Below are 23060 nucleotides of genomic sequence, written 5' to 3' on the forward strand. Positions count from 1 at the left end.
CGTCAATGATCTTAAGTAAAAAAAATAGCGACATCGTCGAAAATCTCAGTGAAAAACTGGAAGTGGAAGGCCGCAGTCTATGGCAGGATGCGCGACGCCGGTTTATGCATAACCGCGCGGCTGTCACCAGCCTGGTGGTGTTGGCCTTTATCGCACTGTTTGTGACATTTGCGCCGATGTTGTCGCAGTTTGCCTACGACGACACTGACTGGAACATGATGTCAGGCGCGCCTGATTTTGCCTCTCACCACTATTTCGGCACGGATTCCTCTGGCCGTGATTTGCTGGTGCGTGTGGCAATCGGCGGGCGAATTTCCCTGATGGTCGGTGTGGCCGCGGCGCTGGTAGCTGTGATCCTCGGAACGCTGTACGGGTCTTTGTCCGGCTATCTGGGCGGCAAAATCGACTCGGCCATGATGCGTCTGCTGGAAATCCTCAACTCCTTCCCGTTCATGTTCTTCGTGATCCTGCTGGTGACGTTCTTCGGGCAAAATATCCTGTTGATCTTCGTGGCGATCGGGATGGTGTCCTGGCTGGATATGGCGCGTATCGTTCGCGGCCAGACCCTCAGCCTGAAACGTAAAGAATTCATCGAAGCCGCACTGGTGAGTGGTGTGAACACGCGCAATATCGTCTTGCGTCACATTGTTCCTAACGTGCTGGGTGTTGTTGTGGTGTATGCGTCACTGCTGGTTCCCAGCATGATTCTGTTCGAATCCTTCCTGAGCTTCTTAGGCTTGGGGACGCAGGAACCACTGAGCAGCTGGGGCGCGTTGCTGAGCGACGGCGCCAACTCGATGGAAGTTTCACCCTGGTTGCTGCTGTTCCCGGCAGGTTTCCTGGTTGTCACTCTGTTCTGTTTCAATTTTATCGGCGATGGCCTGCGTGATGCCCTCGACCCGAAAGATCGTTAAGGAGTGCGACCATGAGCACAATTGAACATTCCACATTTGCAGCACCTGCCACCACTGAAGGTAATGTACCGCCAATTCTCTTAGATGTCAGAGACCTGCGCGTTACCTTCGACACGCCGGATGGCGATGTTACCGCCGTTAATGACCTTAACTTCGATCTGCGCGCGGGTGAAACGCTCGGTATCGTCGGGGAATCCGGTTCTGGTAAATCCCAGACCGCCTTTGCCCTGATGGGCCTGCTGGCCAGCAATGGTCGTATTGGCGGAACGGCGAAATTCAACGGCCGTGAAATTCTGAATCTGCCACAAAAGCAGCTGAACAAGCTGCGTGCAGAACAGATTTCGATGATTTTCCAGGATCCGATGACCTCTCTCAACCCGTACATGCGTGTTGGCGAGCAACTGATGGAAGTCCTGGTTCTGCATAAAAAGATGAGCAAGCGCGAGGCGTTTGAAGAATCCGTGCGCATGCTGGACGCGGTAAAAATGCCGGAAGCCCGCAAGCGTATGAAAATGTACCCGCATGAATTTTCCGGTGGCATGCGCCAGCGCGTGATGATTGCGATGGCCTTGCTGTGTCGCCCGAAATTGCTGATTGCCGATGAGCCAACAACCGCGCTGGACGTGACCGTTCAGGCGCAGATCATGACGTTGCTCAACGAGCTGAAGGCTGAGTTTAATACCGCCATTATCATGATTACCCATGATCTGGGCGTGGTCGCCGGTATTTGCGACAAAGTGCTGGTGATGTACGCCGGCCGTACCATGGAATATGGCCGCGCACGCGACGTGTTCTATGAGCCATGCCATCCGTATTCCATCGGCCTGCTCAATGCGGTTCCGCGTCTGGATGCCGAGGGCGGGGCGATGCTGACCATTCCGGGTAACCCGCCGAACCTGCTGCGTCTGCCAAAAGGCTGCCCGTTCCAGCCACGTTGCCCACATGCCATGGATATTTGTGCCTCTGCGCCGCCGCTTGAGCGTTTCGGTGATGGTCGCTTACGTGCCTGCTTCAAGCCGCTGGAGGAACTGGTATGACCGACAACACAGTAATGAACAGTGCGGCAATGAATTCGTTCGCGCCGGAGAAAAAAGTCCTGCTCGAAGTCTCGGATTTGAAAGTCCATTTCGACATCAAAGACGGTAAGCAATGGTTCTGGCAACCGTCCAAAACGCTCAAAGCGGTTGATGGCGTCACGCTGCGTCTTTACGAAGGCGAAACGCTGGGTGTGGTCGGCGAATCAGGTTGCGGGAAATCAACATTTGCCCGCGCGCTGATCGGCCTGGTCAAAGCGACAGACGGGCGAGTGGCCTGGTTGGGCAAAGATCTGCTGAATATGTCTGACAGCGAATGGCGTCATACGCGCAGCGATATCCAGATGATTTTCCAGGATCCGCTGGCATCCCTGAACCCGCGCATGACCATCGGCGAGATCATCGCTGAGCCGCTGAAAACCTATAACCCGAAAATGCCTCGTTCAGAGGTGAAAGAAAAAGTGAAAGCGATGATGCTGAAGGTCGGGCTGCTGCCTAACCTGATCAACCGCTATCCTCACGAATTCTCGGGCGGTCAGTGTCAGCGTATCGGTATTGCCCGCGCGTTGATCCTTGAGCCAAAACTGATTATCTGTGATGAACCGGTTTCGGCGCTGGATGTTTCCATTCAGGCGCAGGTGGTCAACCTGCTGCAGCAATTGCAACGTGAAATGGGTCTGTCACTGATTTTCATCGCGCACGATTTGGCGGTGGTGAAGCACATTTCTGATCGTGTTCTGGTGATGTATCTGGGTCACGCGGTAGAGCTGGGCACCTATGACGAGGTGTACAACAATCCTCAGCATCCGTATACCCGCGCCCTGATGTCGGCGGTGCCGGTGCCGGATCCTGACAAAGAACGCAACAAAACCATCCAGTTGCTGGAAGGGGAGTTGCCTTCGCCGATTAACCCGCCATCAGGCTGTGTGTTCCGTACGCGCTGCCCGATTGCCGGGCCGGAATGTGCGAAAACCCGTCCGTTGCTCGAAGGCAGTTTCCGCCATGCGGTTTCCTGCCTTAAAGTGGATCCACTCTGATTAACGTGCGGTAAACCTGACGCATAAAAAAACCTGCCATTGGCAGGTTTTTTTTCGTCCGGAGTGGCAGATCATTCTTTCCAGAGGATATGGCAGAGCTTGTGATCTTTCTCGCGGCACAGCAACACACGCGCAAAAATATCATTAATTGGCATGTCTTCTGCATCCGCCAGGCCAATGACCACTTCGGCAAAGAAATCCGGGTTTAAGTCGTAATCAACATGCTCAACCCAGTCTTCGGCCGGATCATATAATTCAGCGCCGCCGCGTTCTTCAAATTGCAGATTGAAGATCAGGATATCTGCCGGATCAAGGTTATCTCCGGCCAGCTCCAGAAAGATGTCATAGGCTTGTTCAAGCGTTTCGTCTTCGGTCAGGCGATTATTCAGGTCCATATTAATTCTCGTTTACAAATGAATGTGTTCGGGCTCATGCAACCCGGTACTGCGCGTATTACATCACGCCCGACGCGGCTTTTACAGCAGCGGACTGAAAAAGTAGAACAAACGTTCGACGATGCGGTGCCAGAAAGGCCGCTTCAGCCACGCCTCAACATCCAGCAGATGCGAACGGGCAATATAATCTTCCTGAACACGGCCCAGATCGTCGCCGAACCCGGCATCATCAATGACCAGCGTAATCTCGAAATTCAGCCACAGGCTGCGCATATCCAGATTCACGGTGCCGACCAGGCTGAGCTGACCATCGACCAGAATGCTTTTGGTATGCAATAAGCCGTCTTCAAACTGATAAATCTTAACCCCGGCTTCCAGTAATTCGCCAAAGAATGCCCGGCTTGCCCAGCCGACCATCATTGAATCGTTCTTCATAGGCAGAACAATACTGACGTCCACGCCGCGCTGTGCGGCGGTACAAATCGCATGCAACAAGTCATCGCTTGGAACGAGATACGGCGTCGTCATCACCAGTTGTTCACGCGCAGAATACGTCGCAGTCAGAAGCGCCTGATGGATCATATCTTCCGGGAAACCCGGACCGGACGCGATAACCTGAATGGTGTGGCCGCTTTCCTGCTCGAAAGGCATCTGATTGAGATCGGGTTCTGGCGGCAGAATACGTTTACCGGTTTCAATCTCCCAGTCACAGGAATACACAATCCCCATGGTGGTCGCCACCGGTCCTTCCATACGCGCCATCAGATCAACCCACTGACCCACGCCGGCGTCCTGTTTGAAGAAGCGCGGATCGACCATATTCATACTGCCGGTGTAGGCGACATAGTTGTCGATCAGCACCACTTTACGGTGCTGGCGTAAATCCATGCGGCGCAGGAAAACACGGAAAAGATTCACCTGTAACGCTTCGACGACTTCAATACCGGCATTGCGCATCATGGCCGGATATGGGCTGCGGAAGAATGCAACGCTGCCTGCGGAATCGAGCATCAGACGGCAATGAATACCGCGACGCGACGCCGCCATCAGCGATTCTGCCACCTGATCCACCAGTCCGCCGGGCTGCCAGATATAAAACACCATCTCGATGTTACTGCGTGCCAGGCCGATGTCGCGCATCATGGCTTTCAGAACGTCATCACAGGTCGTCAGCAATTGCAGCTGGTTACCTTTGACACCGGCAATCCCCTGGCGGCGTTCGCAGAGCTGGAAAAGCGACGCGGCGATTTCGCTGTTTTCAGTGGCGAAAATACGTTTGCAGTCTTTAAGATCATTCAGCCAGCGGGCGGTAGAAGGCCACATGGCTTTTGCGCGTTCGGCGCGGCGTTTTCCTAAATGCAATTCACCGAATGAGAGATAGGCAATAATACCGACCAGCGGAATGATGTAGATAATCAGCAACCACGCCATGGCCGAAGGCACTGCACGGCGTTTCATCAAAATGCGCAAGGTCACGCCGGCAATGAGTAACCAGTAACCGAAAACCAGAAGTCCGCTGATTACCGTGTAAAATGTTGTCATAAAGGCGAAAAATCCTGTTCGCAAGCTATCGAATTAAGTGTACGGGACCGGGGGGAGTTTTAACCAGTTTTATCCCACCAATCAATCAGCTACCTCTTAAATGTGTCGCCGATTAATAAAACTTTCACTGTTCTGACATCAAGGTTAGCTGATAACGCTGAATAAGGGAAAAACAAGACTTGGATCACAACCCCATCGGCCTATAATGTCCCCGCAGTTTTTTACGATGAGTAATTTTCCGGCTAAGAAACGCTTCCGTTAGGAACGGTCATCACGGGACACAGGTGAATGAAACGCAGTAAAAATGAAGTCGGCCGCTGGCGTATGTTACGCCAGACTCAGCGCCGGAGAAGCCGCTGGCTGGAAGGTCAGTCGAGACGCTATCGTCATATCTACCGTATTCGTCAGATCCATCATCAACAACATCAGCGTTTGTCACTGTATGCGGTGAACTACGAATGGAATGCGTGATTAGCGGGATTTAGGCTGAAACAGCGCGCCACATTTTTTACAAACCAGCGTGGAGTTTTTACGCACTTTTGCGCTCATCTGTTCAGAAACAAAACCGCATTCCGGGCAGGTGACCTTCGTGGTCGTACTGGTTAGAAACTTCAATCCGTCGAAGAATGACATAATGCTTACCTCGTGGGCAGGGGTAAGCATTCTAACACACAACGGATGAAAGCAATGTGACGGCTTTGGGAAATCACGCCAGAGCGTTTCGGCTATGGCGCGTGCTTTCCGTTACTCAGTCGAAAAGCTCTGAAAGGAAACTCTTCTTTTTGTAGGGCTTTTGCGAGGAATAATTTCCGCGGTTTTCATGCCCGCTGTGGGGACGGTGATCGTCGTGGCGGTTCGGTTCTTCGTAGCGAGTCGCTGACGGGCGTTCCGGCTGATGAATCACGGCGGATTTCTCGATGATTTTATCCAGCTCTCCCCGGTCGAGCCAGACGCCACGGCAATCCGGGCAATAGTCGATTTCTATCCCCTGGCGTTCTGACATAACCAACTGACTTTCTTTGCATACAGGACATTGCATATCGGGCTCTCCGCTCGGTATTGATTAATAAGTGATGCAGTGAATGTTCAGGTAACCGGGTATTTAGACAATCAATTGCTGTAAGCAAAAGTAAAGTTGATTAAAAGAGACGACAGGAAGGGCCGAAGAAGAGAAGCCGGGCAGCCTGAAACTGCCCGCCGGAAATCAGAATACGCGTTTGAACGGTTTCACGGTCACGGATTTGTACACGCCTGCGGCAACATACGGGTCAGCGTCAGCCCACACTTTAGCGGCTTCCAGCGTTTCAAATTCGACGACCAGCAGGGAGCCGGTCATCCCCGCCGCGCCCGGATCTTCGCTGTCGATGGCAGGCGTCGGGCCGCCAATCAGGACGCGACCTTGTTCCTGTAATTTTTTCAGGCGTTCAATGTGTGCAGGGCGCGCAAGCGTGCGTTTTTCCAGTGAGTCGGAAACGTCTTCAGAATAAATAACGTAAAGCATGAGTCACCTTTATTGAGTTTTTATTGAGCAATTTTGGGCCGCCACGGGCTGCCGGAACATTTTGCAGAATTAACATAGCTAAACCTGAAGCCGGGGGAAAGCGCTTTGCGTGGGATCAAAGCAAAGGTTATTTGAGAATAGTTGTCATCTCGGTGTTGAATATGATTGCTATTTACATTTAAACTTGCGGCTTCACGGGGAAAATGAATCATTATGCCGCTAAAAAAGTTTAGATTTATCCGCAAGGTTACGTTGCCTGCCGTTCTTTCTGTCACTTTGCACATGGCTGTTATTGCGGGTGTTTTGTACATGGCGGTCGGTGAGTCAATCAAGTTGCCGACGCAGGAACAAAAAGTCATGAGTGTGACGATGGTCAACCCGGCTGACTTTGCGCCACCTCCGCCGCCGCCACAGCCTGAGCCTACACCGCCGGAACCCGAGCCTGAGCCGGAAGTGGTGCCCGAGCCGCCACCGCCGCCGGAAGCGGTTGTGATCCCGGAACCGCCGAAGCCTAAACCTAAACCGGTGAAAAAACCGGTTGTGAAACCAAAAGTGAAACCGGTCGAACGTCCGGTGGAAAAACCGCTGCAAACGTTACAAACCGCGCCCGTCACCAGCAACCAGCCGGTCACGAAGCCCGTGAGCCAGCCGCCTGCGTCAACCAATGCGCAGAGCAATACCGGGCCGCGTCCGTTACAACGTGGCGAACCGATGTATCCGGCGCGCGCGCTGGCGCTGCGTATTGAAGGGCGCGTCCGTGTTCAGTTTGATGTGGACAGCGATGGGCGGGTTCAAAATGTCCGCGTTCTTTCTGCTGAGCCGCGCAACATGTTTGAGCGTGAAGTAAAACAGGCGATGGGGAAATGGCGTTATGAACCGAAGGCGGCCAGCAACTTAGTGGTTAACCTGGTGTTCAAAATCAAAGGCGGCACCACCGTCGAATAAAGCGGCATCATGCCCGTTGCTCCATAAAAAAGGTCGCCTCTCGGGCGACCTTTTTCGTTCACGCACTGCGTATTCGGATCAATCCTGAGAAACACCGCCAGAATCGACACTGAAATTGCTGCGTCCATCAGGCAACTGACGGGATTTTCCGGATTCATCCACTGCCACGTAGGTAAACACCGCTTCAGTGGCTCTGTAGCGCTGTCCGATAGGTTCAGAAGAGACTTTCTTCACCCATACTTCCACGTTGATGGTGATCGAGCTGTTGCCGGTGCGGATACAGCGCGCGTAACAACACACCACGTCACCGACAGCGACCGGCTTGAGGAATGTCATGCCGTCGACACGAACCGTCACCACGCGGCCTTTGGCGATTTCCTTCGCCTGGATCGCGCCGCCCATATCCATCTGTGACATCAGCCATCCGCCAAAGATATCGCCGTTCGCATTGGTGTCCGCAGGCATTGCCAGCGTGCGCAGCACCATCTCACCATTGGGTAAACTCTGTTTTTCGTTCATGTTTGATTGCTTCACAGTGATCAATGTTTTTATTCAAAACAACGAAGGCCTTCAAATGAAGGCCCGTGCAGAAGAATGCTTATTTTTTTTCATCATCCGGCATATGCCGGTAAATGTAGATGCCGCTTAACAGCGTGAAGACCAGCGTCAGAACGGTAAGCCCGAACACTTTGAAGTTAACCCAGATATTCTGCGGGAGCCAGAACGCCACGTAGATATTTGCCAGACCGCACAGCAGGAAAAAGATTGCCCAACTGACATTGAGTTTATTCCAGACGTGGTCAGGCAGCGTCAGTTCTTTACCCAGCATCCGCTGAATTAACGGCTTTTTCATCACCAGTTGGCTGACCAGTAAAGCGCCGGAGAACAGAACATAAATGACCGTCACTTTCCATTTAATGAATTCATCATTATGGAAGACCAGCGTCAGGGTGCCAAAAACAGCCACCATGGCGAAGGTGATTAACGTCATTTTTTCAATTTTGCGGTACACCACCCAGGTGATGACTAACGCCAGTGCAGTGGCAGCGATCAACGCGCCTGAAGCGACAAAAATGTCGTAAAGCTTATAAACCACAAAAAAGACAACCAGGGGAAGAAAATCGAGGAGCTGCTTCATACTTCATTCCATGTTTTATGTATGGGATGACTATACCGGAATCATTTACCGGACAAAAGAAAAGGGCGCCACAGCGCCCCTGAAAAAGTTATGTCTCTATTAATCCTGTAATTTCATGTAAAGACGGAACAGATAAATCAGGATAAATGCCGTGATAACATTGCTGAGTGCGCCAAAAATGACAGCGCTGATCATCGGATTCAGGGCACTTAATACGCCCACGAAAAGCATCAGCACCACCTGCGCCAGGATCCACAGCAAAACACCCGGTGCCACCAGCCGCACATGGGTAAAGGCCAGACGGGTACTCAGGCGCATTGCTTTAAACATCCCGACCTGTTCTTTGCAGGCAATGATTGGCGACATTGACCAGGCAATGGCAATCAGGAACGCAGGAACGAAAAGCAGCGCCAGACCGAGACGGAACATGATGCTGAAGACGAACAGCAAAATGATTAAGCGCGGAAGCACCGGCAACGAAGCGGTCACGACCTGAGTGACGCTTGCGCGAACGCCCTGAGAAACCAGTTGGATCAACGTGAGGATACCGCCAACCAGAATGACATTTCCTGCCAGCGTCGAAAACAGAGCCGCAATGCTGTAACGGAAAATGGCACTTTGCTGTTCAGGCGTGACCTGCTGTTCAATGAAACCCATCATATCGGCGACGCTCATGCCCGCCATGTTGTTCATAAGTTGCCCGATAGCATCAAGCTGATCGGCTGACGGGCTTAAAATCCAGCTCAATATGACGGTAATTAATGCGGCCAGAACGGAAAGCGAAAAAACGCTACCGAGCTGATTGCGCATAAAATTATAACTGTCACGGTACAATGTACTGGCCGTGATAGACATGGACGCTCCTTGGCACAAGCTAAAAATAACAAGGCGTGGATTGTAACCTGTAATGTGCCCCCGCCGATACTTTTGCGCTGACTTCCTGTCAGTCAGCCCGATGAAACGCCGACGGTGCCCGTGCAAAAGCACTGAGATCAATCATCGGTACATCCAGTTCCAGCGGCGGCAGCCCGAAATGCCCGCGCGCGCGATCGCAGGCCGGATTGCCAACACCGTTCAGCCCTGACTGATCAAATTCGTGGCAGGGCGTCGGGCGGTTAAGGTAAACAGAACAGGAGACCGATTGTCCCACTTCCCCTTCCAGAGCCACACAGCGAGGCGTCTTGCTGTTGGTGCCTTTCATGCAGCTCAAAAAAGGCGTGACCTGCTCCGTCAGCGCCTGCGCAACAACGCCGCCAGCCTCTTCAGATTCAGCCCAATAAAATGAAACACGGAAATAGGCGCAGCATGCGCCACAGGTCATACAGGGATTATTAATTTCGCTCATCTTGGGAAGCTACCGACTCCTTGACGGTATCAAACCAAAAACAACCGGGTACAGGCAAACTACGTATCGGTATTTTTTTAAGCAATCGAAATTTGATGCTTTTGTGAAACAGTAAAAATCCCTCGTTTTTGATGTAGATCAATTCCTTTGTTTTTAGCGATTTAGATCGGATTGAGAAAGATGCATTTTCCGAAAAATTGTTTTAAAGATGTGATCCCGCATTGATCAAACCCTACCAAAGAGTGGGTATCATTCGCGCGGTCAATAAATAATCCATACAAAGGGAAGGGATAATGAAAGCAGCACATTGGGCATTAGTGGCAGCAGCCGCATTTCCGGCAATCGCCAGCGCACATGAAGCAGGGGATGTGATTGTTCGCGTCGGCACAGCAACCGTTCGTCCAACCGCAGGTTCAGACAACGTGCTGGGGCTGGGTTCTTTTAATATCAATAACAATACGCAGATGGGTTTGACGTTCGGGTATATGTTCACCGACAACATTGGGATGGAGTTGCTGGCAGCGACGCCGTTCCAGCATAAAATCGGTCTGAAAAGCACCGGGACCATCGCCGAAGTGAAACAGTTGCCGCCGTCACTCATGGCGCAATACTACTTCGGGGACAAGCGTGACAAGTTGCGTCCGTACCTCGGTTTGGGTATCAACTACACCACGTTCTTTGATACGAAATTCAACCAGACCGGACAGGATGCGGGGCTTTCTGACCTGAGCGTTAAGGATTCCTGGGGCGTGGCTACGCAGGCCGGTCTGGATTACAACCTCAATGATAACTGGCTGATCAACATGTCCGTCTGGTGGATGGATATCGATACAGAAGTTAAATTCAAAGCGGGCGGCGAGCAGCAAAACATCAACACCCGGATTGACCCGTGGGTCTTTATGTTTGGCGTCGGCTATCGTTTCTGATGTTGCCCGCAATGCATCAGACGTATTGCCTGAAACACAGGGCATAAAAAAGAGGCGCTCAGGCGCCTCTTCGCATTGCATCAGAAACGTTTCTGATTATTTGACCCGCATGTCGTTCTCAATGGAACGCACACCCGCCACGCCACGTGTCACCTGAACCGCACGGTTGGCATCCGCCGTTGATGTCACGAAGCCACTTAACTGAACGCGGCCTTTGAAGGTCTCAACGCTGATTTCTGTTGATTTGATGGTTTTATCTGCCAGCAGGGCGGATTTCACTTTTGTGGTGACTACGGTGTCATCGATGTAACCACCTGTTCCTTCTGATTTTTTTGTCGGTGCGCAGGCAGCAACAGCCATGACGACCACAGCAGCCATGCAGAAAGCGGACAATGTCTTGAATAGCTTCATAAATAACTCTCCATGCTTTGTTATAAAACCAAAAGGATTGATCTGTATTCACCCGTTCAGGACTCAGACAAACAACACCTTGGGCAACTGTATTGCCATTGATTTGCCGAGTGATTTTAGTTTGGATTATTGGCGGGGTTTATACAAATCGAATGGCGAAAAAAACATAAGCATTTTAAAGAAACAGAACCCGAGTCAGAAGATGAGTCAGGTCCTGTCTGGCAGAAATACGCGGGATTAAGTGCGGGTGGCGGCTTTCATTTCACTGACGAAACGGGAAAGCTGAGCCAGCATTTCTGAAGGCTGATGCAGATTATTTTCGATAATGCGCACCGTCGCGGAACCGGAAATCGCACCCGCAGCACCCGCAGCCAGTGTCTCTTTCACCTGTGAAGGTTCAGAGATACCAAAGCCCTGCAAAGGCGGCGCGGCGTGATATTCACGCAGCTTGTCAACCAGATGATTGAGCGGCGTCAGTGCGCGTTTCTCGGTCCCGGTCACACCGGCGCGTGACAGCAAATAGGTGTAGCCACGGCCATGAGAGGAAATCTCACGCAGCAGATCGTCTGACGCATTCGGCGGGCAGATGAAGATCGGCGCGATGTTATGACGCAGTGCCGCCGCGCGGAACGGCGCAGATTCTTCAAATGGCACATCCGCCACCAGCACAGAGTCAACGCCCACTTCGGCGCAACGCTGGTAAAAGGTTTCGATGCCGTTATGGAACACCAGGTTGGCGTACATCAGCAGGCCAATCGGGATATCCGGATGTTTTTCACGAATGCGTGCCAGCAGATTGAAACATTGTGTTGGCGTCACACCGGCGGCGAACGCGCGCAGGTTTGCGTTCTGAATGGTCGGGCCGTCAGCCAGCGGGTCAGAGAACGGAATGCCCAACTCCAGCGCATCGGCACCGGCTTCAATCAGCGTGTCGATGATCGACAGTGACAGCTCAGCGCCCGGATCCCCCAGCGTCACGAAGGGAACAAAGGCACCTTCTTTTTTGCTTTCCAGACGCTTGAATAATTGCTGATAACGTTCCATTAAATTTCTCCCCGGGCAGTCAGGATGTCATGTACGGTGAAAATATCTTTGTCGCCGCGACCTGACAGATTCACCACCAGAATTTGTTCTTTCTCTGGCGTTTCCTTGATGAGTTTCAGTGCATAAGCCAGCGCGTGCGAAGATTCCAGCGCAGGAATAATCCCTTCATGGCGGGACAATTCTTTAAAGGCGTCCAGCGCCTCTTCATCGGTAATCGACACGTATTCCGCACGGCCGATGCTGTTAAGGAAAGCATGCTGCGGCCCGACTGACGGGAAATCCAGACCGGCAGAAATCGAATAAGATTCTTCAATCTGGCCTTCTGAGGTCTGCATCATCGGCGCTTTCATTCCGAAATAGATGCCGACATGACCGTGTTTGAGCGGCGCGCCGTGTTGTCCGGTTTCAATACCCAGACCGCCCGGTTCAACACCAATCAGCTTCACGCTCGTGTCATCGATAAAATCCGCAAACATGCCGATGGCGTTAGAACCACCGCCGACGCAGGCGATAACAGCATCCGGCAGGCAGCCTTCGCGTTCCTGCATTTGCACTTTGGTTTCTTCGCCGATCATGCGCTGGAATTCACGCACAATCGTCGGATACGGATGCGGGCCCGCCGCGGTTCCCAGCATATAGTGGGCGGTTTCGTAGCTGCCAGACCAGTCGCGCAGTGCCTCGTTACAGGCATCTTTCAGCGTGGAGGAACCGCTGTGAACCGGTATCACTTCTGCACCCATCAGACGCATACGGAACACGTTCGGCGACTGGCGTTCAATGTCTTTGGCACCCATATAAATGCGGCATTTCAGGCCGAGCAGGGCACAGGCCAGAGCGGATGCCACGCCGTGCTGACCGGCACCGGTTTCGGCGATAATCTCAGTTTTACCCATACGTTTAGCGAGCAACGCCTGACCCAGCACCTGGTTCGTTTTGTGTGCGCCGCCGTGCAGCAGGTCTTCGCGTTTCAGATACAGTTTGGTTTTGGTGCCAGCGGTCAGGTTTTTGCACAGCGTCAGCGCCGTCGGGCGTCCTGCATAGTTTTTCAGTAAATCGATAAATTCAGCCTGAAACACCGGGTCGCGCTGTGCGCTGACAAAAGCTTCTTCCAGCTGCGCCAGTGCAGGCATCAGAATTTGCGGGACGTACTGGCCGCCAAATTCGCCGAAGTAGGGATTAAGTAAAGTCATGTGATTCCATCCTGTCTGTCAATTTTTGCGTCATTGCGGGGAATTAATAAGCCCGCAATGTCTGGAATACGGCGGTAATTTTACCCGCGTCTTTTATGCCCGGTGCGCTCTCAACGCCTGAATTGAAATCCAGACCCGCACAACCAAGCTGCGCGGCCTCGACGCAGTTATCGGCACTCAGGCCACCGGCCAGCAGAACATTGCTCAGGTCTTGCCCGGCCAGTTTGCTCCAGTCAAAACGATGTCCGGTTCCGCCTTTGCCGTTATCGAGAACGTAACGGTCAACGTGATTCAGACTGCGTGCCGGCATGCTGTCCTTCACGCTCAGCGCTTTCCAGATCTGCACCGCAGAAGGCAGCTCACTGCGCAGGGCGTCGATATAGGCCTGATCTTCATCGCCATGAAGCTGTACTGCGGTGAGATTCAGCGTCTGAGCGGTTTGCACGACCCCGGCCAGTTGTGCATCACGGAACACGCCGACGTATTTCAGCGGTGCGCCGTTTTGCACTTCTTTCGCCTGCGGCTGTGTCACGAAGCGCGGTGAGGCGTCGACAAAAATCAGCCCGCCGTAAATCGCGCCGGCGTCATGCGCGGCTTTCGCATCCTGCGCGCGGGTCAGACCGCACACTTTGTTCTCGCCGAGTAAAACGCGGCTGACGGCGGTGTTCAGATCGGGTTCTGACATCAGCGCGCTGCCAATCAGGAAACCGTTGGCAAAGCGGCTGAGTTCGCGGATCTGGCCGTAGGTATTAATGCCGGATTCGCTGATGACCGTCACACCGTGCGGCACGCGGGGTGCCAGTTCACGCGTACGGTTCAGGTCAATGGACAGATCGCGTAAATCACGATTATTAATACCGACCACTTTCGCTTTCAGATTCACCGCACGTTCCAGCTCTTCTTCATTACTGGCTTCGGTCAGCACGCCCAAATTCAGGCTGTGCGCGACGGCGGCGAGCTGCACATATTGTTCATCGGTAAGCACGGACAGCATCAGCAAAATGGCATCGGCCTGATAAAAACGTGCCAGATGAATCTGATACGGGTCGATAATAAAGTCTTTACACAACACCGGCTGCGTAACGGTTTTGCTCACCAGCGGCAGAAAATCAAAGCTGCCCTGGAAGTATTTTTCATCCGTCAGAACGGAAATGGCTGAGGCGTAGTTTTTGTAAACGCCGGCGATTTCTACCGGATCAAAGTTCTCGCGGATCTTTCCTTTCGAAGGAGAGGCCTGCTTGCACTCAAGAATAAAAGCCGTTCTTGCGCCCTGAAGCGCATCGTAGAAACTGCGCTGGCTCTGTGTTATTTCGTTCTGAAAGCTGGCCAGCGGTTGTTGTTCTTTGCGTGCCGCGACCCAAATTTCCTTGTCGCGAACAATCTTGTGGAGCACGGTTTCCTGCTGCATCACTTATCCTCTTGCTGCCAATGCAATCACGCGCTGGTAGGGTTCACCGCTGCGCATGACATCTAAAGCCTGTTGAGCGTTTTGCTTCAAATCTTCCTGACCGAAAAGACGCAGTAACATCGCCACATTGACGGCTACCGCGGCTTCATGGGCGGGATCACCTTTACCTTGTAATAAGCGTGCCAGAATGTCACGGTTTTCTTCCGGCTCGCCGCCCAGCAGGGATTCGATCGGATAATTGTCCAGCCCGAAGTCCTGTGGCGTCACTTCATAGGTGGTGATTTCGCCGTCTTTCAGTTCAGCGACCTGTGTTGCCGAGTGAATTGCCACTTCATCCATTCCGCCGCCGTGAACCACCGCCGCACGTTGATAACCGAGCGCGCGCAGGGTTTCCGCAATCGGCTTCACCAGTTCCGGGCTGTACACGCCAATCAGTGCCAGCGGCGGACGCGCCGGGTTAATCAGCGGGCCGAGCACGTTAAACAGCGTGCGTGTTTTCAGCGCTTTACGCACCGGCATCGCGTGGCGGAAACCGGTGTGGTATTGCGGCGCGAACAGGAAGCACACACTCAAATCGTCCAGGGCGGCGCGGGATTCTTCCGCAGGCATATCCAGACGAATGCCGAAAGCAGCCAGTAAATCCGACGAACCTGAACGGCTGGACACGCTGCGGTTGCCGTGTTTAGCCACACGTGCGCCACAGGCTGCCGCCACAAAGGCGCTGGCGGTGGAGATATTGATGCTGTTGGTGCCGTCGCCGCCGGTGCCGACAATATCCGCAAACGGATAATCAGGGCGCGGGAACGGCTCGGCGTGTGCCAGTAATGCTTTTGCGGCACCGGCGATTTCAGCGGGCTGCTCGCCGCGCACTTTCATGCTGATCAGCGCCGCCGCTAACTGGGCGGGTTCCAGCTCACCGTTCACGATGGCGGTGAATAACTGCTGACTTTCTTCCTCTGTCATCGCCTGAGCCTGATACAGATTTTCGAGAATGCCGGGGATAGTTTGCGTTTTCATGACAGTTCTCCTTACGCCAAAGCCCAGGCGAGTGTCTGCTCAAGCAGACGTGCGCCCTGCGAAGTTAAAATGGATTCCGGATGGAACTGGAAGCCGCAAACGCGATCTTCTTCGTGGCGCACCGCCATCACCATATCGCCGTAGCGGGCGTTAACGGTCAGCCCTTCCGGGATCTGACTGCCGACCAGTGAGTGATAACGCGCCACCGGCAGCGGATTGTTCATGCCCGCAAACATCGCTTCGTTGTCATGCGTAATAGAAGAGGCTTTACCGTGCAGGATTTCACCCGCCTGACCGACGAAACCGCCGTAGGTTTCTACAATCGCCTGATGTCCGAGGCAGATACCGATAATCGGCAACTGCCCGCGCAGACGTTTCAGCAGTTCCGGCATACAACCCGCTTCAGACGGCGTACCCGGCCCCGGCGAGAGCACCAGTATCGGTTTTTCCAGCTGGCTGAGTTTTTCGATAATCACGTCAGCCGGGATCTGATTGCGGTAAATCACCACGTTATGGCCGCTGGAGCGCAGCTGATCGACCAGGTTGTACGTAAAGGAATCCACGTTATCGATGAGTAAAATGTCGGCCATCTTAAAATACCTCTTTCGCATTGTGGGCAGTGGCGATGGCGCGCAGCACGGCACGGGCTTTATTACGGGTTTCGTCAGCTTCGGCTTGCGGTACGGAATCGAGGACCACGCCGCCGCCCGCCTGAACGGTGGCGATGCCGTCTTCCACGTAGGCTGAGCGGATCACGATGCAGGTATCCAGATCACCGTGTGCGGTGAAGTAGCCCACTGCGCCGCCGTAACTGCCGCGACGGGTTTGCTCTGACGCAGAAATCAGCTGCATGGCGCGGACTTTTGGTGCACCGGTCAGCGTGCCCATATTCATCACGGCCTGATAAGCGTGCAGCACGTCGAGGTCTGCGCGCAGCGTGCCGACAACGCGGGATACCAGATGCATCACGAAGGAGTAACGGTCAACTTTGGTCAGGTCAGCCACATAACGGCTGCCTGGCTCGCAGATACGCGCCAGATCGTTACGCGCTAAATCTACCAGCATCAGATGTTCGGCCAGCTCTTTATGGTCGGTGCGCATTTCCAGTTCGATGCGGCTGTCGAGATCCAAATCCAGCGAACCGTCAGCGCGGCGGCCACGCGGACGTGTACCGGCAATCGGGTAAATTTCAATCTGACGGTTAGTCGCATCGTATTTCAGTGCGCTTTCCGGTGACGCGCCGAACAGCGTGAAATCGTTGTCCTGCATGAAGAACATGTACGGGCTTGGATTGTTGTTTTTCAGCGTTTCGTAGGCCGCGAGCGGAGCAGGGCACGGCAGGGAGAAACGGCGTGACGGCACCACCTGGAAAATTTCACCGGCGCGGATCGCCACTTTCATTTTCTCAACCACGGCACCAAACACTTCATCGCTCTGGTTCACGCTCAGTTGCATTTCCGGCACGCTCTGGTGCGGGATGGCGTGTGGCGGCAATTGGAGCTGGTGTTGCAGCTGTTCCAGGCGTTCGTGCAGACGCTGTTTTTCCTCAGAAGATGGCGTAAACAGGCTCGACTGCAAACGGCAGGTGCGGTTCTGGTGATCGAGCACCAGCAGGGTTTCCGCCAGATAGAAGCAGAAATCCGGGCAACGCTGGTCAGAGGCTAACTGCGGCAAATCTTCGAAACCGGCGACCAGGTCATAAGCAAACAGGCCACCGAGGAACATCGCTTCGCGCTCTTGTGCCGGGGATTCCACCGAAGTCAGAATGCTGCGCAGGGCGTCGAAAACAGAGCGGGAACGCAGACGGGCATCTTCGTCCTGCATCTGGTCAATCGCCGGGAAATTCAGTTCGCGGCCATTCGGACGAACGTCATTGCGGATTTCAGACGGCAACGCGCGGTCAATCAGCGGCAGTAAAGATGCACCGTTGGGGGTCAGTGCCTGAATGGAAACCCGGGAACCCAGCGCGGTGATGCGCAGGGCGCTGTCAACAATCAACAGGCTCTTCAGGTTTTCCTTACTGGTCACTTCCGAGGATTCCAGCAGCAGGGTCGCCGGACGTGCGCCGCACAGCTGATGGAAAATGGCCGTTGGATCGCCGCGGTAACATCCCTGTGCGGTCAGCAATTCTAAACGTGGTTTTTGAATAGTCATTTTGCTTCCTGAAATTTTCTGAACATTTTCAAACAGACGGCCACAAAAAAGCCCGCGTTAAGCGGGCTTCGGAAATCTTGCAGCGTCTGATGACAGCTATGCGTGATTACTCCGCCCGACAAGGGGAAGCACGCCACCAGCTGAGAACCGCCATCATGTGAATTTTCATCATCAGACACTCTTTTAAGTTTGGGAAAGCTATCGTTTTAAAAATGGTCGTCTTTACAACCCGTCGTTCTTAAAACCTAAACTTTCTGAATTTGTTTGTCACGCTGATAATTTCTGAATCATCCCGTGAACTTGCGTACTAGTAAACTAGTTCATGAAGGCAAAGTCAACCCTCAATTTGGCTGATTTCACATCTTTAGTGCGACCAAATTGTTATCGCACCGTAACCGTGCGTAAAAACCCGGTGAAATCATCCCTAACGGGCACAGCGCTAACGCGTTATGATAAGTACTGCATTCAGAAACAGGTTAAATCCCCGACGTGACGATGACTTCGCCAACAACAGCTTCACCCTCAGCAGACGATCAGACCTCCGGCACTGCATTCAAGATTTACGATCTCCACAGCCACACGACGGCTTCGGACGGCTATTTAACGCCCGAAGCGCTGGTGGCCCGCGCCGTTGAAATGCGGGTTGGCGTTCTGGCGATCACCGATCACGACAGCACAGAAGGACTGGCGCGTGCGGCGCAGGCGATTGCCAGCCTGCAACTTCCGCTGCAACTGGTGAACGGTGTCGAGATTTCCACGCTGTGGGAAAACCACGAGATTCATATCGTCGGATTAGGGATTGATCCGGCACATCCGGCGATGGTGAGTTTGCTCAAAAGCCAGGCCGAATTGCGCCAGCAGCGCGCACAGGAAATGGGCCACAGGCTGGCGAAAGCGCGCATTGAAGGCGCATGGGAAGGGGCACTGCGTCTTGCGCAGGGCGGTGCGGTAACCCGCGCTCACTTTGCACGCTATCTGGTCGAATTTGGCGCAGCGGATAACATCGCGCAGGTCTTCAAAAAGTATCTCGCCAAGGGCAAGACCGGCTACGTTCCGCCACAGTGGTGTACAATAGAACAATCTGTCGAGGCCATTCATCAGTCTGGCGGGCAGGCCGTCGTCGCGCATCCGGGGCGTTATGACCTGTCGACCAAATGGCTGAAACGTCTGCTGGCGTATTTTGCTGAGCAGGGCGGTGATGCGATGGAAGTCGCGCAGTGCCAGCAGGCGCCGAACGAACGCGCACAGCTGGCGGCCTATGCCCGCGATTATCATTTGCTGGCCTCGCAAGGTTCTGATTTCCATCAGCCCTGCTCGTGGATTGAGCTGGGGCGCAAACTTTGGCTTCCCGCAGGCGTGGAACCGGTGTGGCAGCACTGGCCGGTAGCCGCAGAAAAGCCTGAAATTGAACGGGTCTGATGCCTGCTTTTTGACGTCATTTTTAAGATGACGTTACAGAGGGCAGACCTGAAAAGAATTGAGAGGAACAAATGAGTCAATATTTCTATATTCACCCTGAAAATCCGCAGCCACGTCTGATCAGTCAGGCGGTTGAATTACTGCGCAAAGGGAATGTGATCGTATATCCGACAGATTCGGGTTATGCGCTGGGCTGTCGCCTGGAAGAAAAGAATGCAATGGAGCGCATTTGCCGTATCCGTCAGCTCGACGGCAACCACAATTTTACGCTGGTCTGCCGCGATTTGTCCGAGCTGTCCACTTACGCATACGTGGATAATCCGGCTTTCCGTCTGATCAAAAATAACACGCCGGGCAACTACACGTTCATTCTGAAAGCGACGAAAGAAGTGCCGCGCCGGTTGATGAGTGAAAAGCGTAAGACGATCGGTTTACGCGTGCCGTCCAACCCGATTGCGATTGCACTGCTCGACGCGCTGGGTGAACCGCTGATGTCCACCACGCTGATGCTGCCGGGCAATGATTTTGCAGAATCTGACCCGGAAGACATCAAAGATCGTCTGGGCAAACTGGTCGATCTGGTGATTGACGGCGGTTCGCTGGGGCAACAACCGACCACGGTCATCGACCTGACCGAATCAACACCGGAAGTGGTCCGTGAAGGCGCGGGCGATCCGACGCCGTTCCGCTAACCACTGGTGGAAAAATAATCAGCCCGTAAATCCCTTAGCAGGATACAAATTGGGGATAAATGTGTATAATGGCGGGCTGACTTTTTTGCAAGTCATTGTATTCAAGCGCAATAAACGAATTTTGGCGGGCAGACAATGGGTCACATTGTGCTGCCGGCTCCCCCCGACGCCTGTGAAGGCGACAAATGAGGCTGCTCAATGAGCGAGAAGTATAATTCCCAGAAGCACACCAGCGACAAATCCAAACCGGCACGTTCGTCTGGTGACAAGCCTAAAAGCGGCAGAAATTCCGGCGCAGCGAAAAGCCGTCCGGAACCGTCGCGGGCTGAAAAGCGTGGCGAAAAGCCACGTACCGAAAAGCCACGTAGCGATAAGCCACGTTCTGACAAGCCGCGCAGCGATAAACCGCGTGCCGATGCAGGTCGCAGCGATTCACGTTCTGATTCCCGCATTGAAAAACCCCGCATGGGTAAACCGGCTCGTCCGGACAACGCGCGCGATGATAAAAAGCGTCCGCTGAAACCGCGTGGCGCCAAGCCTAATGCTGAAGCACTGTTTGATGAAAACGGTGACGAAGAAGAAGTGAAGTACCAGAAGCCGAAAAACGCGCTGGACAGCACCGAAGGGCAAACTGAAAAACTCCAGAAAGTTCTCGCACGTGCGGGCCACGGTTCACGTCGTGAAGTTGAAGCGATGATCCAGGCTGGCCGTGTCAGCGTTGACGGCAAAATCGCGACGTTGGGCGATCGTGTTGAAGTGACCGGCGGGACGAAAATTCGTCTCGACGGCCACGTTCTGTCGGTAATGGAGTCTCAGGACACCGTCTGCCGCGTGCTGGCGTACTACAAGCCCGAAGGCGAACTGTGTACGCGCAGTGATCCGGAAGGGCGTCCGACCGTGTTTGACCGCTTGCCGAAAATGCGCGGTTCACGCTGGATTGCCGTCGGTCGTCTGGACGTCAACACGTCGGGTCTGCTGTTATTCACCACCGACGGTGAACTGGCTAACCGCCTGATGCACCCGAGCCGTGAAGTGGAACGTGAGTATGCGGTACGCGTATTCGGTCAGGTTGATGATGAAAAAATCAAACAACTGAGCCGTGGCGTGCAGCTGGAAGACGGCCCGGCCGCTTTCCGCTCCATCAAGTTCCAGGGCGGCGAAGGCCTGAACCAGTGGTACAACGTGACCCTGACAGAAGGGCGTAACCGTGAAGTTCGTCGTCTGTGGGAAGCCGTTGGCGTCCAGGTCAGTCGTCTGATCCGCGTGCGTTACGGTGATCTGAACCTGCCTAAAGGCCTGCCTCGCGGCGGCTATAAAGAGCTGGATCTGCCGGACATTAACTATCTGCGCACACTGGTCGATATGACCGAAGAAACCGTCAGCAAGCTGCCGGTTGAGCGCGATCGTCGTCGTGTGAAAGCCAACCAGATCCGTCGCGCCGTTAAGCGCCACACGTCGGTAGCTCCGGCTCGTCGCACGACCGGCCCGGCAAAACGGGGTTAATCGCTGACAAGCGAACCGCTAACCGTTATGCTCATCAACCGCAGCCCTCACCGGCTGCGGTTTTTTTTTGCTCAAAAATCAGGGCGAAACGTGATTGTTCGCTTAACCCAAAGGGAGCCGATTATGATGCTGATTACCGGCGGCGCGCGCAGTGGTAAAAGCCGTTTTGCCGAACAGATCGCAGAAAAGCGGGGCGGAGACGTGTTGTATATCGCCACGTCTGCGGTGACTGATGCAGAAATGGCCGAGCGGATCCGCTTCCACCGGCAGCAGCGTCCGGCGCACTGGCACACATTTGAAGGTCACCGTGATTTAGGCGACGTTGTGCGCCTGAAGCGGGCTGAATTTCCGACGATCGTTATTGAATGCATTACAACGCTGATTACCAATCTGCTGTTTGATATAGGCGGTGAATCCGATCCGGAAGCGATGGATTTCATCGCCATCGAACAACATATTCTGACGCAAATCGCTGATCTGACTGATGCCGCGCAGCATTGTGAATCGGAAGTGATTATTGTCACCAATGAAGTCGGCATGGGGATTGTGCCGGATAATCTTTTGTCGCGGCGCTTTCGTGACATCGCCGGGCGGGTGAACCAGCAACTGGCGGCTGCGGCAGATGACGTTTATCTGGTGGTTTCCGGGATCCCGGTGCCGGTAAAAACTTCTGCGTAAAAAAGGATATTACGATGATGACATGGCGTCTGTTTCTCGCGACGTTGCAGTTCCTCACCCGCATACCGGTAAAAGAACGCTGGTGTGACGGCGTTGAAATGAAAGATTATCCGCGCGGCATTGTGTGTTTCCCTTTCGTCGGGCTGGTTGTCGGCCTGCTTTCCGCGCTGGTCTGGGGGATTCTGGTGCTGCACGTCGGCGGATTTACGGCGGCGGTTGCGGCCGTTATCGCTCACATTTTGCTGACCGGCGCACTGCATCTTGACGGTCTGGCGGATACCTGCGACGGGCTGTTTTCTGTGCGCAGCCGTGAACGCATTCTGGAGATTATGCGCGACAGCCGCATTGGCACTAACGGCGCACTGGCGCTGATTGTCGCGATTTTGCTGCGTACGGTGCTGATTTATCAGTTAAGCGCCGACGGGCAGGCAGTGTTTGCGGTGCTGGTCGTGACGCCGGTTGTCGGGCGGGGAATGATATCCGTCATGATGTTCAGGCAGTCTTACGCCCGTGAATCGGGCATGGGCAATCTGTTTATCGGCAAAATCAGCGAAGGGCGTTTTTATGCAACGCTGGTGCTGATGACCGCGCTGGTTCTGTTCATTGCCGGTTTCACCACGCTGTTTGCCCTGCTGGTGACGCTGTGCTTTACCTTCGCCTTCCGCCGTTTTGTCGCCAGCCGGATCGGCGGACAAACCGGTGACACGTTAGGCGCGGCCTGTGAATTAAGCGAACTGGCATTTTTGTTCTTCCTTCTATGGCACTGA

At 53.8% G+C, this 23060-nt stretch carries 25 protein-coding genes, 1 pseudogene and 1 other annotated feature; of the genes and pseudogenes, 11 read left to right on the forward strand and 15 right to left on the reverse strand.

All coding sequences use genetic code 11. The features are described from left to right. The first annotated feature begins 5 nt into the window (after positions 1-5). Genes oppC through oppF form a run of 3 tightly spaced genes read left to right on the forward strand, consistent with a single transcriptional unit; the run spans position 6 to position 2985 of the window. On the forward strand, positions 6-914 hold the full coding sequence (gene oppC, locus ACM5QY_RS13460; RefSeq protein ID WP_416121255.1) for an oligopeptide ABC transporter permease OppC: 909 nt from the start codon (positions 6-8) through the stop codon (positions 912-914). 11 nt (positions 915-925) lie between these two features. Further along, positions 926-1951 carry an ABC transporter ATP-binding protein gene (oppD, locus tag ACM5QY_RS13465; protein WP_416121257.1) on the forward strand — a complete coding sequence of 342 codons (1026 nt, stop codon included), beginning with the start codon at positions 926-928 and terminating at the stop codon, positions 1949-1951. 29 nt (positions 1952-1980) lie between these two features. Next, positions 1981-2985: a murein tripeptide/oligopeptide ABC transporter ATP binding protein OppF gene (gene oppF, locus ACM5QY_RS13470; protein WP_416122882.1), complete on the forward strand. Its 1005-nt coding sequence runs from the start codon at positions 1981-1983 to the stop codon at positions 2983-2985. A gap of 71 nt (positions 2986-3056) precedes the next feature. Here the strand turns inward: oppF and ACM5QY_RS13475 are convergent, their stop codons facing one another. Continuing rightward, positions 3057-3386, reverse strand: a complete 330-nt coding sequence (locus ACM5QY_RS13475; RefSeq protein WP_416122883.1) for an HI1450 family dsDNA-mimic protein — start codon at positions 3384-3386, stop codon at positions 3057-3059. Positions 3387-3461: 75 nt separating this feature from the next. Further along, the gene (gene cls / locus ACM5QY_RS13480; RefSeq protein ID WP_104921629.1) at positions 3462-4922 is read right to left on the reverse strand and encodes a cardiolipin synthase; all 1461 of its coding nucleotides are present in this window, start codon (positions 4920-4922) and stop codon (positions 3462-3464) included. Positions 4923-5210: 288 nt separating this feature from the next. Here cls and ACM5QY_RS13485 point away from each other — a divergent pair, with 288 nt between their 5' ends. After that, positions 5211-5393, forward strand: a complete 183-nt coding sequence (locus ACM5QY_RS13485) for a YciY family protein (RefSeq protein WP_015697085.1) — start codon at positions 5211-5213, stop codon at positions 5391-5393. On the opposite strand, the gene ACM5QY_RS13490 is transcribed toward ACM5QY_RS13485, so the two are convergent. The 3 genes from ACM5QY_RS13490 to ACM5QY_RS13500 all read right to left on the reverse strand — a co-directional run bounded on the left by ACM5QY_RS13490 (position 5394) and on the right by ACM5QY_RS13500 (position 6423). Beyond that, a complete protein-coding gene (locus tag ACM5QY_RS13490; RefSeq protein ID WP_226790016.1) occupies positions 5394-5555 on the reverse strand; it encodes a YnfU family zinc-binding protein in 162 nt (53 codons plus the stop codon). A gap of 115 nt (positions 5556-5670) precedes the next feature. Then, entirely contained in the window at positions 5671-5961 is a 291-nt protein-coding gene (locus ACM5QY_RS13495) for a TFIIB-type zinc ribbon-containing protein (RefSeq protein WP_416121259.1), read from the reverse strand. A gap of 165 nt (positions 5962-6126) precedes the next feature. After that, positions 6127-6423, reverse strand: a complete 297-nt coding sequence (locus tag ACM5QY_RS13500; RefSeq protein WP_104921630.1) for a YciI family protein — start codon at positions 6421-6423, stop codon at positions 6127-6129. A 213-nt stretch (positions 6424-6636) separates the two neighbouring features. Between ACM5QY_RS13500 and ACM5QY_RS13505 the strand changes: the two genes are divergently transcribed. Next, on the forward strand, positions 6637-7368 hold the full coding sequence (locus ACM5QY_RS13505) for an energy transducer TonB (protein ID WP_416121261.1): 732 nt from the start codon (positions 6637-6639) through the stop codon (positions 7366-7368). Positions 7369-7446: 78 nt separating this feature from the next. Here the strand turns inward: ACM5QY_RS13505 and yciA are convergent, their stop codons facing one another. The 4 genes from yciA to ACM5QY_RS13525 all read right to left on the reverse strand — a co-directional run bounded on the left by yciA (position 7447) and on the right by ACM5QY_RS13525 (position 9851). Further along, the gene (gene yciA / locus ACM5QY_RS13510; protein WP_104921632.1) at positions 7447-7887 is read right to left on the reverse strand and encodes an acyl-CoA thioester hydrolase YciA; all 441 of its coding nucleotides are present in this window, start codon (positions 7885-7887) and stop codon (positions 7447-7449) included. 79 nt (positions 7888-7966) lie between these two features. Continuing rightward, positions 7967-8506, reverse strand: a complete 540-nt coding sequence (locus tag ACM5QY_RS13515; RefSeq protein ID WP_416121263.1) for a septation protein A — start codon at positions 8504-8506, stop codon at positions 7967-7969. A gap of 99 nt (positions 8507-8605) precedes the next feature. Then, positions 8606-9361 (reverse strand): YciC family protein, encoded by a 756-nt coding sequence (locus ACM5QY_RS13520; RefSeq protein WP_416121265.1) that lies wholly within the window; start codon positions 9359-9361, stop codon positions 8606-8608. An 88-nt stretch (positions 9362-9449) separates the two neighbouring features. Beyond that, complete coding sequence (locus ACM5QY_RS13525) at positions 9450-9851, reverse strand: YkgJ family cysteine cluster protein (protein WP_416121267.1); 402 nt, start codon at positions 9849-9851, stop codon at positions 9450-9452. A 293-nt stretch (positions 9852-10144) separates the two neighbouring features. Between ACM5QY_RS13525 and ompW the strand changes: the two genes are divergently transcribed. Then, the gene (gene ompW, locus ACM5QY_RS13530; protein ID WP_104921636.1) at positions 10145-10777 is read left to right on the forward strand and encodes an outer membrane protein OmpW; all 633 of its coding nucleotides are present in this window, start codon (positions 10145-10147) and stop codon (positions 10775-10777) included. A gap of 96 nt (positions 10778-10873) precedes the next feature. Here the strand turns inward: ompW and ACM5QY_RS13535 are convergent, their stop codons facing one another. The 6 genes and pseudogenes from ACM5QY_RS13535 to ACM5QY_RS13560 form a co-directional block, all read right to left on the reverse strand. Beyond that, complete coding sequence (locus ACM5QY_RS13535; protein WP_104921637.1) at positions 10874-11188, reverse strand: BON domain-containing protein; 315 nt, start codon at positions 11186-11188, stop codon at positions 10874-10876. Positions 11189-11425: 237 nt separating this feature from the next. Continuing rightward, entirely contained in the window at positions 11426-12232 is an 807-nt protein-coding gene (trpA, locus tag ACM5QY_RS13540) for a tryptophan synthase subunit alpha (RefSeq protein WP_416121269.1), read from the reverse strand. Next, the gene (gene trpB, locus ACM5QY_RS13545; protein ID WP_416121271.1) at positions 12232-13422 is read right to left on the reverse strand and encodes a tryptophan synthase subunit beta; all 1191 of its coding nucleotides are present in this window, start codon (positions 13420-13422) and stop codon (positions 12232-12234) included. The genes trpA and trpB overlap by 1 nt, the downstream gene beginning before the upstream one ends. 43 nt (positions 13423-13465) lie before the next feature. Beyond that, entirely contained in the window at positions 13466-14830 is a 1365-nt protein-coding gene (gene trpCF / locus ACM5QY_RS13550) for a bifunctional indole-3-glycerol-phosphate synthase TrpC/phosphoribosylanthranilate isomerase TrpF (protein WP_416121273.1), read from the reverse strand. 3 nt (positions 14831-14833) lie between these two features. Beyond that, a pseudogene (gene trpD, locus ACM5QY_RS13555) lies at positions 14834-16437 on the reverse strand (bifunctional anthranilate synthase glutamate amidotransferase component TrpG/anthranilate phosphoribosyltransferase TrpD). 1 nt (position 16438) lies between these two features. Beyond that, positions 16439-18001: an anthranilate synthase component 1 gene (locus ACM5QY_RS13560; RefSeq protein ID WP_416121275.1), complete on the reverse strand. Its 1563-nt coding sequence runs from the start codon at positions 17999-18001 to the stop codon at positions 16439-16441. A 42-nt stretch (positions 18002-18043) separates the two neighbouring features. Further along, positions 18044-18146: a sequence feature (Trp leader region), on the reverse strand. A 350-nt stretch (positions 18147-18496) separates the two neighbouring features. Between ACM5QY_RS13560 and rnm the strand changes: the two genes are divergently transcribed. From rnm to cobS, 5 genes are all read left to right on the forward strand, one after another. After that, positions 18497-19420 (forward strand): RNase RNM, encoded by a 924-nt coding sequence (rnm, locus tag ACM5QY_RS13565; RefSeq protein WP_416121277.1) that lies wholly within the window; start codon positions 18497-18499, stop codon positions 19418-19420. A gap of 71 nt (positions 19421-19491) precedes the next feature. After that, on the forward strand, positions 19492-20112 hold the full coding sequence (locus tag ACM5QY_RS13570) for an L-threonylcarbamoyladenylate synthase (protein WP_416121279.1): 621 nt from the start codon (positions 19492-19494) through the stop codon (positions 20110-20112). Between the two features lie 582 nt (positions 20113-20694). Continuing rightward, the gene (gene rluB, locus ACM5QY_RS13575; protein WP_226790068.1) at positions 20695-21615 is read left to right on the forward strand and encodes a 23S rRNA pseudouridine(2605) synthase RluB; all 921 of its coding nucleotides are present in this window, start codon (positions 20695-20697) and stop codon (positions 21613-21615) included. A 123-nt stretch (positions 21616-21738) separates the two neighbouring features. Continuing rightward, positions 21739-22293 (forward strand): bifunctional adenosylcobinamide kinase/adenosylcobinamide-phosphate guanylyltransferase, encoded by a 555-nt coding sequence (gene cobU / locus ACM5QY_RS13580; protein ID WP_416121281.1) that lies wholly within the window; start codon positions 21739-21741, stop codon positions 22291-22293. A 14-nt stretch (positions 22294-22307) separates the two neighbouring features. Continuing rightward, on the forward strand, positions 22308-23060 hold the full coding sequence (gene cobS / locus ACM5QY_RS13585; protein WP_416121283.1) for an adenosylcobinamide-GDP ribazoletransferase: 753 nt from the start codon (positions 22308-22310) through the stop codon (positions 23058-23060).

Origin of the sequence: Rahnella sp. PCH160 (genome assembly GCF_047784855.1) — a bacterium.
Classification (GTDB): domain Bacteria; phylum Pseudomonadota; class Gammaproteobacteria; order Enterobacterales; family Enterobacteriaceae; genus Rahnella.

What these genes read in the sequence shown, in the direction of transcription:
- trpCF (WP_416121273.1), bottom strand. Translation starts at nt 14,830, where the DNA reads ATGCAGCAGGAAACCGTGCTCCACAAGATTGTTCGCGACAAGGAAATT.
- trpA (WP_416121269.1), bottom strand. Translation starts at nt 12,232, where the DNA reads ATGGAACGTTATCAGCAATTATTCAAGCGTCTGGAAAGCAAAAAAGAA.
- oppD (WP_416121257.1), top strand. Translation starts at nt 926, where the DNA reads ATGAGCACAATTGAACATTCCACATTTGCAGCACCTGCCACCACTGAA.
- ACM5QY_RS13570 (WP_416121279.1), top strand. Translation starts at nt 19,492, where the DNA reads ATGAGTCAATATTTCTATATTCACCCTGAAAATCCGCAGCCACGTCTG.
- ACM5QY_RS13520 (WP_416121265.1), bottom strand. Translation starts at nt 9,361, where the DNA reads ATGTCTATCACGGCCAGTACATTGTACCGTGACAGTTATAATTTTATG.
- cobU (WP_416121281.1), top strand. Translation starts at nt 21,739, where the DNA reads ATGATGCTGATTACCGGCGGCGCGCGCAGTGGTAAAAGCCGTTTTGCC.
- rnm (WP_416121277.1), top strand. Translation starts at nt 18,497, where the DNA reads ATGACTTCGCCAACAACAGCTTCACCCTCAGCAGACGATCAGACCTCC.
- ACM5QY_RS13535 (WP_104921637.1), bottom strand. Translation starts at nt 11,188, where the DNA reads ATGAAGCTATTCAAGACATTGTCCGCTTTCTGCATGGCTGCTGTGGTC.
- oppC (WP_416121255.1), top strand. Translation starts at nt 6, where the DNA reads ATGATCTTAAGTAAAAAAAATAGCGACATCGTCGAAAATCTCAGTGAA.
- ACM5QY_RS13495 (WP_416121259.1), bottom strand. Translation starts at nt 5,961, where the DNA reads ATGCAATGTCCTGTATGCAAAGAAAGTCAGTTGGTTATGTCAGAACGC.
- ACM5QY_RS13485 (WP_015697085.1), top strand. Translation starts at nt 5,211, where the DNA reads ATGAAACGCAGTAAAAATGAAGTCGGCCGCTGGCGTATGTTACGCCAG.
- ACM5QY_RS13525 (WP_416121267.1), bottom strand. Translation starts at nt 9,851, where the DNA reads ATGAGCGAAATTAATAATCCCTGTATGACCTGTGGCGCATGCTGCGCC.
- cls (WP_104921629.1), bottom strand. Translation starts at nt 4,922, where the DNA reads ATGACAACATTTTACACGGTAATCAGCGGACTTCTGGTTTTCGGTTAC.
- ACM5QY_RS13490 (WP_226790016.1), bottom strand. Translation starts at nt 5,555, where the DNA reads ATGTCATTCTTCGACGGATTGAAGTTTCTAACCAGTACGACCACGAAG.
- yciA (WP_104921632.1), bottom strand. Translation starts at nt 7,887, where the DNA reads ATGAACGAAAAACAGAGTTTACCCAATGGTGAGATGGTGCTGCGCACG.
- ACM5QY_RS13560 (WP_416121275.1), bottom strand. Translation starts at nt 18,001, where the DNA reads ATGACTATTCAAAAACCACGTTTAGAATTGCTGACCGCACAGGGATGT.
- trpB (WP_416121271.1), bottom strand. Translation starts at nt 13,422, where the DNA reads ATGACTTTACTTAATCCCTACTTCGGCGAATTTGGCGGCCAGTACGTC.
- ACM5QY_RS13505 (WP_416121261.1), top strand. Translation starts at nt 6,637, where the DNA reads ATGCCGCTAAAAAAGTTTAGATTTATCCGCAAGGTTACGTTGCCTGCC.
- ACM5QY_RS13500 (WP_104921630.1), bottom strand. Translation starts at nt 6,423, where the DNA reads ATGCTTTACGTTATTTATTCTGAAGACGTTTCCGACTCACTGGAAAAA.
- ACM5QY_RS13515 (WP_416121263.1), bottom strand. Translation starts at nt 8,506, where the DNA reads ATGAAGCAGCTCCTCGATTTTCTTCCCCTGGTTGTCTTTTTTGTGGTT.
- ompW (WP_104921636.1), top strand. Translation starts at nt 10,145, where the DNA reads ATGAAAGCAGCACATTGGGCATTAGTGGCAGCAGCCGCATTTCCGGCA.
- cobS (WP_416121283.1), top strand. Translation starts at nt 22,308, where the DNA reads ATGATGACATGGCGTCTGTTTCTCGCGACGTTGCAGTTCCTCACCCGC.
- oppF (WP_416122882.1), top strand. Translation starts at nt 1,981, where the DNA reads ATGAATTCGTTCGCGCCGGAGAAAAAAGTCCTGCTCGAAGTCTCGGAT.